We start from the raw sequence: 15308 nt of genomic DNA on the forward strand, positions 1-15308 counted from the left end.
AACTTTTGGGGCGCACATCATTTTGTTTTGGGCTTTAAATATGAATAAACGGCGAGACAAAAGTAGTTATTTCGAAAATAAGCACTTTCGTTTCGACCTTTTTTCAAGTTAATACATAATTGTTTATAATTTGTTTATTTTCTTGTTAGCGCCTGTTTACATCTCCTCTTTATACTAAAGATAAGCAATAAAAGTTTTATCCAATTTTAGGAGGGAGCAAGAAATCATGAACAATAAAAAAATCATCGTAGGAATCTCAAGTTTGGTATTATTACTAGCAGGTTGCAGTGTAGGAGCACAAGAAACATTGGGGGCAAAGAGCAGTAGTCAACAGCAATCCGAGCAATCTAAGCATGGGAATGCTAAAACCAAAGGGGACAAACTAAACAAAATTTTAGGTAAAACAAATTGGCAAGGGACAAAAGTATATGACAAAGACAACAATGATTTAACAGCAGAAAATGCTAATTTCATCGGTTTAGCAAAATACGATGCTGAGACCGGTCGCTATGAATTTTTTGATGCCAAAACAGGCGAGAGTCGAGGCGATCGTGGCACCTTCTTCATTACAAACGATGGAACAAAAAGAATTCTTATTTCAGAAACGATGAATTATCAAGCGGTAGTTGGGCTTACTGAGCTGACGAATAAAAAATTCACCTACACAAGAAAAGGCAAGGACAAAACTGGAAATGAAGTAGATGTATTTGTCGAACATATCCCGTATAATAAAAGTAAGCTAGCTTTTACAGAACAAGAAAAACCATTGAATACAACAACAGGAAAGATAGAGACGAAAAAATCTGGTGCTGAACTATTAGGTCAGACTTTATGGAATGGCACAAAAGTAGTCGATGAATCTGGAAATGACGTCACAGAGTACAACAAAAATTTCATCAGTCTAGCTAAATTTGCGGCTGATACCAATAAATACGAATTTTTCAATTTAGAAACAGGCGTTAGTCGCGGCGATTTCGGTTACTTCGATGTCTTGAATCACAATAAAATTCGTGCGCATGTTTCCATTGGGCAAAATAAATATGGCGCAGCTTTAGAATTAACTGAGCTGAATAATAAGAAATTTACCTACAAACGAATGGGGAAAGATCAGGCTGGTAAAGATATCACAGTATTTGTTGAACACCAACCATATACAGGAAAATTCAAACCAGAATTTAGCTTCTAATAAAATGCAATTGGTGCCTCTATAAATGAAACGAAGGAGAAAAAAATGACAATAAAAAAACGATTTCTCATTTCATATATTGGAGGCATAGCAATTGCTTGTCTATCTTTGATTTCGATCATTTGTATTGTTTTTTATGTTACGACAGGGAAAATCCCTAGTCCAGCAACCTTATATAAAACATTTACCCAACAGCGTTCATTGAGTCCAGAAGAAGAATTGGCCTACATCAAATTAAGAGGAGTAGCCAAAGCCGATCCTGACCAACTCCTTAAACCTCAAGGTGAATTAAAGCAAATGATCGATCAATTTGAGAGCGAATCACTAGGTGTCGTTGTGCGGCAGCAAGAAGATATTGCTTATTATTCTCAAGATTTAGTGGAAAAATCACTGATTGTCCATTTCCCTCTTTTTGATGCGAATAATATCGAAACTAGAGGAACGATCGATAATGCTGGACGTTTGTATCGCTATATGAAGTTTGATTTTTATTTTAGCGATCAAATGCCTGGCAGTTTGTTGGTTTTAAAAAAGGAAAATAATTTTCTTGAATTTATGACCAAATGGGGTGTGTGGGTCATTGTCTCGATTTTACTTGTTTCGCTTGCGGGTTTACTATTTTTAAATCACCTATTAAAGAAAACGATCATTCGTCCGTTAAAAAATTTAGGTGCAGGAATGTCTGAAATCAGTAATGGTCACTTAGAAACTGCTATGAATGAGCAATCAACGCAAACGGCGCAGGAAGTCAAACAATTAACAGACGATTTTGAAAAAATGCGGGAAGCGTTGATCCACTCAACAGAAGAACAGATAAAACTTGAAAATAACCGTAAGGAACTAGTTGCAAGTATCTCTCATGATTTAAAAACGCCGATCACTTCGATCATTGGTTATGTGGAAGGCTTGCTGGATGGTGTGGCCGATTCTCCCGAAAAACAAGACAAATATTTGCAAACGATCCATACCAAAGCAATTTCATTAAATGAATTGATCGAGGAATTGTTTCTTTACTCCAAACTAGATGCTGCAGCAATTCCTTTTCACTTTGAGCGAATTGATATCAATGAGTTTTTAAAGCATATCATTGAAGAATTCCAGTTACAAGATAACCAAGTTTCCATTCAATTAAGTACACAGCATACAACAGCAGATTATATATTGGCAGATCGTATGCAGTTAAATCGTGTGTTTATCAACTTGATTGAAAATAGTATGAAATTTAAAGCAAATGATCGTAGACTTTCGATCCAGATCAACGTTTCTGACACACCACAAATGGTGAAAATACAAGTGTCTGATAATGGACAAGGAATTTCAACTGAACAGCTGCCTTATGTTTTTGATCACTTTTATCGAGGAGAAAAAGCTCGACCTACCCAAACGGGCGGCAGCGGATTAGGACTTGCGATCGTCAAACAAATCATTGAGATGCATGAAGGAAAAGTCATGATCGAAAGCGAACTTCACCAAGGAACGAGCGTTACGATTCTTTTAAAAAAAGCCTGAGGAGGACAGCCAAATGCCAAACGAAGTATCACGTATTTTACTGATCGAAGATGATGCAAGTATTGCAGAATTACAAAAAGATTACTTAGAGATCAATCATATGGAAGCTGAAATTGCGAGTGATGGTCTGGTTGGTCTGAATCGGGCATTGAACGAATCCTTTGATTTAATCGTTATTGATATCATGTTGCCATCAATGGATGGTTTTGAAATTTGCCGTAGAATTAGGGAACATAAAAATATTCCATTGATGATCGTTTCAGCTAAAAAAGAAGATATCGATAAAGTACGTGGTTTGGGTTTAGGCGCTGATGACTACATGACAAAGCCTTTTAGTCCGAGTGAATTAGTAGCCCGCGTTCAAGCTCATATCAAACGTTATCAACTATTAACAGGAAATGATCAAGCAAATGATATTTTAGAAATCGATCAAATTATGGTCGATAAAAGCGCCCGCCGAGTGTTTGTTTTAGGGAAAGAAATCATTTTTACCACAAAGGAATTTGATCTACTGCTCTTTTTTATGGAGCATCCTAATCGAGTCTGGATGAAAGAACAGCTATTCCGCCAAGTGTGGGAGATGGATGAGCTTGATAGCGATATTTACACTGTTGTCGTACATGTAGGACGAATCAGAGAGAAGCTGAAAAGAGGCAAACTATCAGAAATTCCGATCGAAACGATCTGGGGTAGCGGTTATCGCTTCAATGCTTAACATGTAAACTAAAGGAGAAAGACTATGAAAAAAAGTTACCTACTTGCTATTTTCTTTATATGTATCGTTGTCGGTCTTTCAGGATGTCAACCAGATAAAAGACCAGATACAGCCAAATCAAACGACACTTCCAGACCTGCAATCTTCAATTCTTCATCATCAGAAGTCTCTACTTCAAGTGAAAAACAAGAAGAGAAACCTGTCAATGATGTTAGCTTTGAAAATACATCCTATAACTATGATGTTGTTACAGGAGCAAGCCAAACAACATTTGGCTCAAATCCTAAACCACTTTATAGTTATGAGGAAAAATTAAAGAAAATGTTCTGGTCAAATCAGCCGCCACTAGGCTTGATCGAAGGTAACTATTTTACCAATGACGGTTATTTTGATGTCGGTAATAAAGGGATTGTTGAGATCATTACAGACGATACGAATAAAATCATCAATGTTGAATTCAATGAATACGGTGCTGAAAATTATTACGAATCAAAATACTCAGGCGCCAACAAACGACTTTCTGACTATGCATTTTTTCAGGCACAAAACCCACGAACCGATACGACTTTAGTAACTGTCGTCAATGGTATTACATTTGTTGAAAAGCAAATGCGAGAAAAAAATCGAGTTTCGGGAAACTTTGAAACAGTCAAAGGCTCTTCGACCTCTGCAAGAGAAGGATTGATGACAATTGCAGCTGAACTCTCTGATCAAATAAAACAACCATCTAAAACAAAATATATCGGCTATGCAGAAGATTTTGGAGATGGATTGATCGGCAGATTACAATTGACGATGGCAGAAGGGAAAATCCTTACTGCTCGCTATGATGAATATTTTGCTGATCAACCAGAAAAAATAACCACTAATCAGTTAAAACAATACTATCGCCAATCAAAATATTTTTCTTTGACTTATAATGAAGTAACCAATCATGATTTTGTAAATTTTTCTGATGCATTGACGAAAGAAATCATCGAAAAACAGACATTGACTATGGAAAACGATGAACTAAAAAAACATCCTTCTTTTCTTTCCTACCAAAAATTAATCGAACATATCAACCTTTAGCAAGATGTAATTTCTATAACAGATCTCAATTTTTTTTCGACACACTTTTGACATATTTTATTTATACAATGATAAAAAATAAGTTAGGAGCGATTAGTCATGGGTTACTGTTCAGATATTTTTACGGGAGGTAGAGGAATGATGAGAGGAGGAATGTTTGGTATGGGAATTGTTTGGTGGATCTTGATAGCTGTTGTGATTATTGGTGTGGTCTACTTTATAAAAAATGGATCAAATCAACAAATGATAGCAAATCCACCTCAGCCTGAATCACCACAACCTTCAGCATTCGATAGGTTAGATGAAGAATTTGCAAAAGGAAATATTACTGAAGAAGAATATTTACACAAAAAAGAGGTATTAAAAAAATAAGACAAAAGACAAAAATCTGACGATATAGATTCGTCAGCTTTTTGTCTTATTTTGAAGTCACAAAATCGAAAAACGAGTATAATTAATTATGAAAAGAGAAAAACCATGGATTATAGACTAAGTAATGCTCGTACAGAAATTCAAGGGATGAAAATTCAAAAGCTTTTACAAAAATGCGGTATGGGAACTTACACATCAGAGCTCCACCAAAAAGCGTTTGAAAATAGTTATAAATTCACCTTGATTTATACTAAAGATAAAAATGAATTAATTGGCTGTGGACGTATCTTATCAGATGGCTGTTATCAAGCAGCTGTTTACGGATGTAGCCATCGATCCAGATTATCAAGGATCAGGACTTGGTCGTGTGATAATGGAGAATTTGTTAGCAAGAATGGAACAGATGAATATCATTCTGTATGCTTCACCAGGAAAAGAAGCGTTTTATCAAAAATTTGATTTCCGTTTAGGAAAGACAACGATGCTTAAGTTTGTGAATACTAAAGGAATGAAAGAAAAAGGATTTACAGCTTAGTAAAATGGCAGTGGCAGTTGAAAAACTGTTGCTGATATAATTAACAAAAAAGAAGGTGCTTTTCGTGGATCAAAAATTAAATCTTATAATCGCTTTGATTTTACTCGCTTATCCAATTTTGTCTATTCCTTCAATCGTCAAATCAAAACGAGAAAAGGGAAAATATTTTATGGAGTCACACTATTTTATTCCTAAACGTGTTGGCTATGGAATTGGGATAAATATGCATAATGTGTTTGGTTTTTTTACCTTACTAGGGATTGGGCTTTTGTTTTTATTTTTGAGTTTTTGGGTATTTTAGATGGAAGCTATTAAGAAATTGGCATGTGAGCGATAGCTCTCATGCTTATTTTTAGGTTTATTATTAGCTTTCTATGAATCCTTGTGCATTTTTCGTTAATTAATTGTTCATAATTTTCTCATTTACCTCTTTTTTTTCAGTAGAGAATAGATTATACTAGAGAAATGAAGGCTCTTTGAAAGAACGAGCTTATTACGCTTTTATTATCTAGCTGCATGAGCTAGCTTCTCGGAAAAAAGATAAATGTTAAATGAGGTAAAAAGCACCTCAGGTATCATTTCCTATTTTTCATTCGAAGCTGAGCGAGCTCATTACGCTTTTATTATCTAGCTGCATGAGCTAGCTTCTCGAGAAAAAGATAAAAATAGAAAGAGGTAAAGATCACCTCGGTCAATTTTTCCTATTTTCTTGTCGAGACTAAACGAGCTCATTATGCTTTTAATTTAGGAGGTTTTATGGAAAAAAGGGAATCAAAAAAAACGGGTTTGTTGTTAGTTGCATTGTTTTTAGGTTATACCATGGTGTATATCGATAAGCTTTCAGTGGGGTATTCACTGATTCCGATTTCAACTGAATTTGGATTAGAGCCTGCAGCGAAAGGAATGATTATGAGTGCCTTTTTCTTAGGCTATGCGATCATGCAAATTCCTATGGGATTGGTAATCAATAAAGTCGGTTCACGAATTGTCTTGATCGGTTCTGTTTTAGGGATGGGATTGTTCGCCTTTTTATTTGGCTTTGGAACATCCTTGATTATGTTCATATTATTACGTTTCTTAACTGGATTGTTAGCACATTCAGGCTATGCATCATCAGCCAGTAAAGAAGTTACAATGAACTTTCCACCAGAGAAACGAACTTTTGCGCAAGGGTTACTGCTGTCATCTTCTGGAGTGGCGGGTTTTATTGGACCGCTAGCTTTATCACCGATCATCACCAAAGCTGGTTGGAAAAACGCTTATCTTATTTTAACTGCTTTAGCAGTTGCTATTGCCATTGTTTTAATTATAGCGATTCCTAGAAATGAAAAAAAACAGGAAAAGGCTAAGGCTGTTGCCACGAAGACCGATAAAATTTCAATTTTTGTGATTTGGTCAGATATTCGAGTTTGGATTTTATTTTTGAGCTCATTTTTCATCAATTGCTTACTATATGGTTTGTCCAATTGGGTACCAAGTTTCTTAACAGGAGAACGAGGATTAGATTTAAATAGCGCTGCTGTAATCAGTAGTGTCGGTGGTTTATTTATGTTGATCGGCTCGATTGGCGGTAGTTATGTTGTAGGAAAGTTCTTCCAGCATAAAGAAAAAACAGTTGTTGCTATTGCTGCTATGTTAGGTGCATTTTCAGCATTCGGCTCGTATTATATTGAAAATCTGGTTTTATTAGCAATCGTCATGGGCATAGCTAACCTTTTCTTGATCATTTCATTTGTAACGATGATGAGTATTCCGTTAAGAATCTTCGAAGGAGCAAAATTTGCTCCAAGCTACGGTACTCTAGCAACAGGAGGGATTCTAGGTGGTTTTGTTTCACCAACGGTTATTGGAAAACTAGTTGAATTATCAAATGGTCAATATATTACAACCTTTCTCTTCTTTTTAGTCGTTGGTTTGTTAACGGCTGTGACGTTTATGTTTATCAAACAAAAATAACCTATCAAGTTATACGAAGCTAACATTATAAAACCACTTGATAGTTGAAGATAAAAAGCAAACCGTAGTTCATTTTATATTACAGGAGGAATCGAAATGACAAACATTCAAGTACAAATGCCTCAAGCGGATATGATCAAATGGAGAAGACATTTGCATCGTCATCCGGAACTATCTTTTCATGAAGTAGAAACGGCAAAATATATTAAAAGCATCTTAGCTGAATTTCCTAATTTAGAAGTTAGCTCATTAACGGAAAACAGTGTGATTGCTATTTTGAAAGGCAATAAACCTGGTAAAACAATTGCGTTACGGGCAGATATCGACGCACTGCCGATCGTGGAAGAATCAGATGTAGATTTTCCCTCTGAAAATCATGGTGTGATGCATGCTTGCGGGCATGATACACATACGGCAATGTTGTTGGGTGCAGTGAAAGTTTTGACAGAGATGCAAGATAAAATTGCTGGCACTGTGAAATTTATCTTCCAACCCGCTGAAGAAGAACCGCCAGGTGGAGCCAAGTTATTAGTTGAGGCGGGTGTAATGGATGATGTAGATATGGTTTTTGGACTACATATCATGCCGAATATTCCAGTCGGTATGGTTGGAACGAGAAAAGGTCCTGCTAGTGCCGCATCTGACGTATTTACATTAAAAATCCAAGGAAAAGGTTCTCACGGATCAACACCGGATCTTTCTGTTGATCCAATTATGATCGGTGTAGAGATCATCAATAATCTGAATAATATTGTATCAAGAAATATCAGTCCTTTTGATAATGCTGTGATTTCTATTGGTGAATTTAATGGAGGAAAAACGGCGAATGTTATTCCAGATACAGTACAAATTCAAGGAACGGTTCGTACGAATAATAAAGAAGTTCGAGCATTTATCCAACAACGAATTGAAGCTATTATAGATGGTATTTGTAAGATGTATGATGCTACATATGATTTAAATTATTTACTTGGGTATAGCGAAGTAAATAACGATAGCGAAGCAACGGATATCGTGAGGGCCACAGCTCAAAAAGTTGTCGGCAAAGAGCGGATGTTTGAAGCACCAAAAATGATGGGCGGCGAGGATTTCTCTGCTTATACAGATGTGAAACCAGGATCATTCTTCATTCTCGGTGGTGGTACAGCAGCAGAAGGTTGCGGATACATGAATCATCATCCAAAATTCAAAATCATGGAAGAGTGTTTTCCAGTAGGCTCCGGGATGCATGCACAACTTATTTTAGATATTTTAGGACAATAACAAAAATAGAAAAGGACGTTAGCAGATTTGTTAAGGTCCTTTTTACTTATTTTGGACTATATTAATCAAAAAGGAAGAATAAAAGATGTTTGATCTATTTATGATCGCTGTATTTATTGGTTGTGCGATACAATTTTGGCGGGGAAAATGGTTGTGGCTGATTGCCGGGTATAATACAGTAAGCCAACAAGAAAAGAAAAAAATCAATAGCTCGGCACTTGGAAAAGCAATGAGTGGTCTCATGATTACATCAGCCGTATTGATTGGATTGATACGATTTTTTCCTAAGCTCCAATTAGCTGGCGTGATTGGTATTGTTATGCTAGTAGGTGGAATGATTGCATATGTTAATACATCCTCAAGATTCAAAAAATAAAAATATCAAACAACTCATAACTTTTATCATGCGGTAAAAAAAATTCACAATAAAGAATCATTAAAGTTTAATAACCCCAAAAATACCTATATAATAAAGCCAAATAGTTAATAAAGGATGGGAAACGAATGGAAGCTAAGAAACCAAAAATTTTTACCATGTCTTTTGCTAGTGTCTACCCACTGTATATCCAAAAAGTTGAAAAAAAAGGCCGGACAAAGGCAGAAGTTGATGAAATCATCTTCTGGCTAACGGGTTACAACGAAGCAACGCTACAGAAACAAGTCGATGATAAAGTTGATTTTGAAACATTTTTTGCCCAAGCACCGCAAATAAATGCTAATGTTTCACTAATCAAAGGTGTAATTTGTGGCTATCGGGTAGAAGATATTGAAGATGAACTGATGCAAAAAATTCGTTATCTAGATAAGTTGATTGATGAATTGGCTAAAGGAAAAGCGATGGAAAAGATTTTGAGGAAATAATAGCTATGTAGCTATGAAATGAAAAACCAAGGTGAGATGGGACTGGAAACAGTTTTGTCTTACCTTTTATATTTGTTCTGGCTTATTAGTATGTTGAATGAAACTACAACATAAAAAAGGTATATCATAAATGCAAAACATAAAATAAACTAGGGAAATAGCCGTGGCTAGGCAATTACTCACCTAGTTTATTTTATGTTATTTATTGAACGTTCTAAAAGATTGGATAGCAATATCTAGAAGTGTAAAAGAATTCTCACCACCACTAGCGATGTAACATTAAAATTGCTTTTTAAATCATTTATAGTGTGTGATATTTAAGTTATCAAGTATTGCAAATAAGATCACAGTGATAAAAAATGTTATTAAAGATGGGATGGCTGTATGGATATTGGAAAATTATTAAGAGAGCGCAGGGAACAAAAAAATTTAACGCAGCAACAATTAGCTGACGCGTTCCATGTGACAAGACAAACTGTATCAAGATGGGAAAATGAGCAATCGTATCCTAATATAGATACTTTGGTTGAATTAAGCTTCTTTTTTGATTTTTCGCTTGATGAAATTTTAAAAGGAGATGAACTTCCAGAGGATAAAAAGGAGAATGGATCTGCAAAAGATGTATAAAGGAAAATTTTTAAATAATTGAATATTCCTTGATGCATAGAAAGGGCCTGCTTGTGAGATGAACAAGCAGGCTCTTTTTCGCGTATAATTAGTTATCGTTCATGTTCCTATATCCATTTGGATGATTCACATGCCATTGCCAAGCGCTATTAATGATCGAATCTAAATCAGTATAGTGAGGTTTCCAACCTAAAATAGCTTCAATTTTTTCACTTGAAGCAATCAAAGAATGAGGATCGCCTTCTCTACGCTTGCCATATTTTACAGGAATTTTTGTCTGTGTAAATTCTTCTACTTTATTAATGATCTCCAAGGTTGAAAAACCCGTCGAGCTGCCGACATTGAAGATAGTACTTTCTTTTCCCTCTAGTAAATAATCCATTGCCAATAAATGAGCTGTAGCTAAATCCACCACATGGACATAATCACGCACCGTTGTGCCATCTTTTGTATCATAATCATTTCCAAAAATGGTAATAAATGCTCTTTTTCCTAAAGGAACTTCTAAAACAATCGGAATCAAATGGGTTTCTGGTCGATGATCTTCACCGATTTTCCCAGATAAGTCAGCACCAGCTACATTGAAATATCTCAGTACAACATAATTGATGTTATAGGCAGTGTGACACCACTCAATAATTTTTTCCATCATCCGTTTACTTTCTCCATATGGATTCTTAGGAATGATCTCAGCATCTTCTGTAATTAATGATTCAGAAGTATCGCCGTAAACCGCTGCGGTGGAAGAGAAAATGGTCGTTTTTACAGCAAATTCATTCATGACTTCTAAAAGAGTAATCAGACCAGAAACGTTATTATCGAAATACAATAGCGGATCTTTCATAGATTCTTCTACAGACGAGTTAGCGGCAAGATGAAACACAACATCAAAGGTTGTCTCGGTGAAAAGATTTCTAAGTAAGGCTTTATCTTTTACATTTCCTTTAATAAATGTTGCTGGTTTGGTTACAGCTTCGGCATGTCCTGTTTGTAGATTATCTAGAACGATGACTTTGTGGTTTGAGTCAATTAATTGTTTGACGATATGTGAGCCGATGTAGCCAGCTCCTCCGACGACTAAAATGTTCATGAATTACCTCCTGAGTTAAGAGTTTAGGGAGCTTAATCAGCTCCGATAGAAAAATAGTGTTGTATCTGCTTTCATTATAGGTTATCAAAATTTATATAGATAGATTCAAGCCTTGTTGTTATGAAATGATTAATAAATTCAGTTGAGTAATAGAAATAATTTTCGTTGGTTTTGCAAATGGTACTCCTTTCAAAATGTTTCTGAGATATTATTTTGTTAGGTGAAAAAACTTTTTTAAAGTAAAAATTTACTATATTAGTTTTATTCACTATTTTTTATTCATATAATTATATCTGAAATTTAAATGATACTTAAAATTCGTTTGGATTATCTAAAAGAAATGGAGTGATATTTTGAAGAGAAAAATATTGGGTTGGACTGTTTTGTTGGTTTCTGTATTTACAGTTAGTAGTATCAAAGTAAATGCTGAAGGTGATTCAGAAATAATTTCTGGGGTTGATGTATCTGTAACTAGAGAAATAAATGGTGTTGATCCAGCATCATACACTTCTCCAGTAATGACAAGAAGTGGGCTACAGGAAGTAAAGGTTGACATTGACAAGTGGGAAGAGGAAATAAAAAAAGATTATTTAAAGGACAATCCTAACTTTGAAGGTGATGTATCAATTATTTCCATGGAAGAATATGAAGATGGAAAACAACCAGAGGAATATAAAAATAGGAAACTTGAAGAGCTTCTAGAATCTGAACAAGATAATATCGTGCAAGCAAGAGGAGTGGCTCAGACAGGACCAAATTTGACTCACGGAGCTATCGCTAAAGCATACTTATTTTTTGATAACGGCAGGGGTGGTTTGATTATGGCTGATGGAAGTGGTTTTAAAGTTTCAGGTACAAAAGCTGGAACTGCTGGACACTGTGTTTATGATAAAGAACATGGATTTGGTTGGGTTAAAACTGCTACTCTGAATTTTGGATTTAGGAAAGACCCTAGAGTTGGATGGATTGCGTCTTCTGTATATAAAGTCAATAAAATGACTACTAACAATGATTGGATCAAATCAAAAGATCATACGCAAGGTATTCGTTCAGATTTTGGATCTTTTCATATAAGTCGTTCATCTGGGAGTGTACCACCGAATGTAGCAATGTTGACAACGCCACCAAATAGTTTGAAGAATGCAGTCTCTTGGGGAGTTGAAGCTAAAAGTAGATACTTGACTCGTTCTACGGTTGATGTAACCACTAGTTCCATAAGAAGTGACTGGTTCAACTGGGTTTATCAAGATAGACTGGGTATTATGTATGGCGGTATGAGTGGAGGCCCTTTATTTGATGGTGCTGGTCGCGTTATTGGAATCAACTCATCTGAAATGAATGATGCTAATAGAACAAAAGTATATACTAAAATAAATTCATCAGCATATAATCAGATAATCGCAAATTAGAAAAAAAGCAGCCATGCATGTTAGTGGCTGCTTTTTTCAAATTCATGAAATACATCGATTGGCTTATCACGTTCAATAGGATTTTTAAAATAAGTATAATGCAATCTGTATTTTTCTCTTACATGTAATTTGGAAATATCAATAGGCATGATATCAGGTATTGTAGAATTAGCAGGAACCTCAAGATCCATTCCAAGGGCAGCTGAGCCTTTGATTTCGTCACCATCATTATTTTTCCAATGTCCATCTTTGTAGATTTCTATCGTTGTGTTTGGGGTGTCAATGTATATAGGTGAGTCTGTATTGTTTGTTATCAGTATTTCTAATGAGTTTTTTGCTTCTTCTCTATACGATAAAGTAACATCTAGAGAATTATTATTGTTTGATACGCTAGCATGTTCATTATTATGGCAAGCGGACAATATAATTAGTAATGGGATTAAAAGTAAGTATTTTTTCAAATGAGATCTCCTTAATAGTTTTATCAAAACAACATGATATATTGTTAACAATAAGCGTGTTTTAATATGAAGTCAATATTAAATTTTATATGTGTATAATTTAACTTGATATCAAATAATTAGATATAAGTAAAAATTTCTTACATAAAAGATTTCTTATTTTTAAAATAATTGTTACAATGTGTTTAGGAGAGTGAAGACGATGAATTATGAAGATGATAGTATAAAAATCCAGCTTAAAGATTATGATTTTTGTGAAGAAGAGGTTGAAAAATTAAAAGATCCTTTTGAAACAAACTATCCTATTTTGTATATCTTATATAATACAGATAAAAAGAAGTTGCCAGAAGCATATGTTGGACAAAGTTACCGTTTTGATAAACGAATGTCTGAACATTTAAAAAGTAATAAAAAAGCAATGATGAAGAAAATCGTCATGATTGGTCATGACACACTGAACGTATCTGCAGCGTTAAATATAGAAACAAATTTAATCAGTTGTTTTGTTGCTGATGAAAAATACACGGTAGAGAACAGAAGCCAAATTAAAAATAGTGAATCTCATAATTATTATGATAAAAGATATTATGATGAAGTATTGTTTCCTAAATCTGGACGAGATTAAGAGATGAAGAAATTGTTGAGCACAGTGTTGATTATTTAAGGAATAAGGACACCTTCAAATTGTCCCCATTTCGTGGATTATCACCTGAACAACAAGATTTAAAAGAAAAAGTAATTGATTTCTGCAAACGAAGTTTAACTGATATGGAAAATGAACACCATGTCTTTTTTATTGCAGGTGAAGCTGGAACAGGTAAAAGTGTTGTTTTGAGTTCTATATTTAAAACGATCCAAGATTTAGCTGAAAAGAAAGAAGATAATGAGTTTTATAATTTTAATCAGGATAATAATTATCTTTTAGTAAACCATAACGAGATGCTGAAAACATATAAAAAGATAGCAGAAAGTTTGCCCAACTTAAAAAAGAAAAATTTTATGAAACCAACAAGTTTTATTAACGATATCGATAAAGGCAAACGAAAACAAGCGGATATAGTTTTAGTTGATGAATCTCATTTATTACTATCTACAAAAGACAAGTACAATAGTTTTGAATATGAAAACCAACTAGAAGAGGTTATCAAAAGAAGTAAGGTTACAATTGTCGTATTCGATGAAAAACAAGTTTTAAAACTAAAAAGTCATTGGAATGTAGATAGTCTTGTTGAAATAAAAGATAAATATCCAGTTCATGAAGAATATCATCTAACAACACAATTCAGAATGAAAGCTGATCCTGAAATCGTTCATTGGGTAGATTCATTTGTGGATCGAAAAATTTTGTCATTCCCAAAAATTACAAAACGAGAAAAGTCTGAAGCAGAAAAAAGATTTGGTGATGAGAATTTTGATTTTCGTTTTTTCTCTAGTGCTGAAGATATGCGAATGGAAATAAAAGCAAAAAATCAGAAATTTGGCTTAAGCAGAATTGTTTCAACATTTGATTATACGCATAAAAAAGATGGTGGAAAGTATCTTGTTGAAGAAGGAGACTTTTCTGCACCATGGAATCTCACAAATTACAAAAAAAGCTGGGCAGAAGAAGAAGCAACAATCAACGAGGTCGGTTCAATTTATACAATACAAGGTTTTGATTTAAACTATGTAGGTGTGATTTTAGGTCCTTCGATTGGTTACGATGCTGAAAATAATGAGTTGAAAATCGATATTGAGAAATACAAAGATTCAGAAGCATTCAAAAGTCGTGATGGAATCGAAAATGTCGACAAAGTGAAAGAACAAATCATTTTGAATTCGATCAATGTTTTGTTAAAACGAGGGATCAATGGTTTATATATTTACGCGAGTGATGATAAACTGAGAGAGAAGTTAATGACAATTCAAAAGGAGAAATCAAAATGGACGAATTAATCAAGAAAATCAATCAATTCAGAGATGACCGAGATTGGCGACAATTTCATAATCCAAAAGATTTAGCAATTTCGATTTCTTTAGAAGCTTCTGAATTACTGGAGAACTTTCAGTGGAAAACAAGTGAGGAAGCGAAAGAGAAGAATCAAGAAAATATTGAACAGGAATTGGCGGATGTGTTGATTTATAGTTTGATGTTGGCATCTGATTTGGAGTTGGATGTTGAGGGGATAATTGGGAAAAAACTGGAGTTGAATGATAAGAAGTATCCAGTTGAGAAAAGCAAAGGGAATAAGGAGAAATATACGGAATTATAGA

General features: G+C 34.6%; 18 protein-coding genes. 16 read left to right on the forward strand and 2 right to left on the reverse strand.

Annotation, left to right across the window (positions count from 1 at the left end; genetic code table 11):
- Nucleotides 1-226: 226 nt before the first annotated feature.
- The 12 genes from JZO69_RS09760 (at nucleotide 227) to JZO69_RS09815 (ending at nucleotide 10095) form a co-directional block, all read left to right on the forward strand.
- Nucleotides 227-1186: a DUF4822 domain-containing protein gene (locus JZO69_RS09760; protein ID WP_207112687.1), complete on the forward strand. Its 960-nt coding sequence runs from the start codon at nucleotides 227-229 to the stop codon at nucleotides 1184-1186.
- 45 nt (nucleotides 1187-1231) lie between these two features.
- Nucleotides 1232-2695: a sensor histidine kinase gene (locus JZO69_RS09765; protein ID WP_207112688.1), complete on the forward strand. Its 1464-nt coding sequence runs from the start codon at nucleotides 1232-1234 to the stop codon at nucleotides 2693-2695.
- 13 nt (nucleotides 2696-2708) lie between these two features.
- Nucleotides 2709-3410: a response regulator transcription factor gene (locus tag JZO69_RS09770; RefSeq protein WP_207112689.1), complete on the forward strand. Its 702-nt coding sequence runs from the start codon at nucleotides 2709-2711 to the stop codon at nucleotides 3408-3410.
- Between the two features lie 24 nt (nucleotides 3411-3434).
- On the forward strand, nucleotides 3435-4481 hold the full coding sequence (locus tag JZO69_RS09775) for a hypothetical protein (RefSeq protein WP_207112690.1): 1047 nt from the start codon (nucleotides 3435-3437) through the stop codon (nucleotides 4479-4481).
- Nucleotides 4482-4580: 99 nt separating this feature from the next.
- On the forward strand, nucleotides 4581-4853 hold the full coding sequence (locus JZO69_RS09780) for an SHOCT domain-containing protein (RefSeq protein WP_207112691.1): 273 nt from the start codon (nucleotides 4581-4583) through the stop codon (nucleotides 4851-4853).
- Between the two features lie 295 nt (nucleotides 4854-5148).
- Nucleotides 5149-5388: a GNAT family N-acetyltransferase gene (locus JZO69_RS09785; protein ID WP_207112692.1), complete on the forward strand. Its 240-nt coding sequence runs from the start codon at nucleotides 5149-5151 to the stop codon at nucleotides 5386-5388.
- 64 nt (nucleotides 5389-5452) lie between these two features.
- Nucleotides 5453-5689, forward strand: a complete 237-nt coding sequence (locus tag JZO69_RS09790; RefSeq protein WP_207112693.1) for a hypothetical protein — start codon at nucleotides 5453-5455, stop codon at nucleotides 5687-5689.
- Nucleotides 5690-6144: 455 nt separating this feature from the next.
- Nucleotides 6145-7344: an MFS transporter gene (locus JZO69_RS09795; protein ID WP_207112694.1), complete on the forward strand. Its 1200-nt coding sequence runs from the start codon at nucleotides 6145-6147 to the stop codon at nucleotides 7342-7344.
- Nucleotides 7345-7440: 96 nt separating this feature from the next.
- On the forward strand, nucleotides 7441-8607 hold the full coding sequence (locus JZO69_RS09800) for a M20 metallopeptidase family protein (RefSeq protein ID WP_207112695.1): 1167 nt from the start codon (nucleotides 7441-7443) through the stop codon (nucleotides 8605-8607).
- An 85-nt stretch (nucleotides 8608-8692) separates the two neighbouring features.
- Nucleotides 8693-8983 carry a DUF3784 domain-containing protein gene (locus JZO69_RS09805; protein ID WP_207112696.1) on the forward strand — a complete coding sequence of 97 codons (291 nt, stop codon included), beginning with the start codon at nucleotides 8693-8695 and terminating at the stop codon, nucleotides 8981-8983.
- Nucleotides 8984-9111: 128 nt separating this feature from the next.
- Nucleotides 9112-9468, forward strand: coding sequence for a DUF2200 domain-containing protein (locus JZO69_RS09810; RefSeq protein ID WP_207112697.1), 357 nt, complete (start codon nucleotides 9112-9114; stop codon nucleotides 9466-9468).
- A gap of 384 nt (nucleotides 9469-9852) precedes the next feature.
- On the forward strand, nucleotides 9853-10095 hold the full coding sequence (locus tag JZO69_RS09815; RefSeq protein ID WP_207112698.1) for a helix-turn-helix transcriptional regulator: 243 nt from the start codon (nucleotides 9853-9855) through the stop codon (nucleotides 10093-10095).
- A gap of 88 nt (nucleotides 10096-10183) precedes the next feature.
- Here JZO69_RS09815 and galE read toward each other — a convergent pair whose 3' ends face one another.
- Nucleotides 10184-11185, reverse strand: coding sequence for a UDP-glucose 4-epimerase GalE (gene galE, locus JZO69_RS09820; RefSeq protein WP_207112699.1), 1002 nt, complete (start codon nucleotides 11183-11185; stop codon nucleotides 10184-10186).
- A 353-nt stretch (nucleotides 11186-11538) separates the two neighbouring features.
- Here galE and JZO69_RS09825 point away from each other — a divergent pair, with 353 nt between their 5' ends.
- The gene (locus tag JZO69_RS09825; RefSeq protein WP_207112700.1) at nucleotides 11539-12594 is read left to right on the forward strand and encodes a trypsin-like serine peptidase; all 1056 of its coding nucleotides are present in this window, start codon (nucleotides 11539-11541) and stop codon (nucleotides 12592-12594) included.
- 20 nt (nucleotides 12595-12614) lie between these two features.
- Here the strand turns inward: JZO69_RS09825 and JZO69_RS09830 are convergent, their stop codons facing one another.
- The gene (locus JZO69_RS09830; protein ID WP_207112701.1) at nucleotides 12615-13055 is read right to left on the reverse strand and encodes a hypothetical protein; all 441 of its coding nucleotides are present in this window, start codon (nucleotides 13053-13055) and stop codon (nucleotides 12615-12617) included.
- A gap of 202 nt (nucleotides 13056-13257) precedes the next feature.
- On the opposite strand from JZO69_RS09830, the gene JZO69_RS09835 reads away from it, so the two are divergent.
- From JZO69_RS09835 to JZO69_RS09845, 3 genes are read left to right on the forward strand one after another with little or no spacing between them, the layout of a single operon-like run.
- Nucleotides 13258-13680, forward strand: a complete 423-nt coding sequence (locus tag JZO69_RS09835) for a GIY-YIG nuclease family protein (protein ID WP_207112702.1) — start codon at nucleotides 13258-13260, stop codon at nucleotides 13678-13680.
- Between the two features lie 59 nt (nucleotides 13681-13739).
- Nucleotides 13740-14990 carry a DUF2075 domain-containing protein gene (locus JZO69_RS09840; RefSeq protein ID WP_242586691.1) on the forward strand — a complete coding sequence of 417 codons (1251 nt, stop codon included), beginning with the start codon at nucleotides 13740-13742 and terminating at the stop codon, nucleotides 14988-14990.
- Nucleotides 14978-15307 (forward strand): nucleotide pyrophosphohydrolase, encoded by a 330-nt coding sequence (locus JZO69_RS09845; protein ID WP_207112703.1) that lies wholly within the window; start codon nucleotides 14978-14980, stop codon nucleotides 15305-15307. The genes JZO69_RS09840 and JZO69_RS09845 overlap by 13 nt, the downstream gene beginning before the upstream one ends.
- The last annotated feature ends 1 nt before the right edge of the window (nucleotide 15308 follow it).

The organism is Candidatus Enterococcus ikei, assembly GCF_017316105.1.
Taxonomy (GTDB): Bacteria; Bacillota; Bacilli; order Lactobacillales; family Enterococcaceae; genus Enterococcus_L; species Enterococcus_L ikei.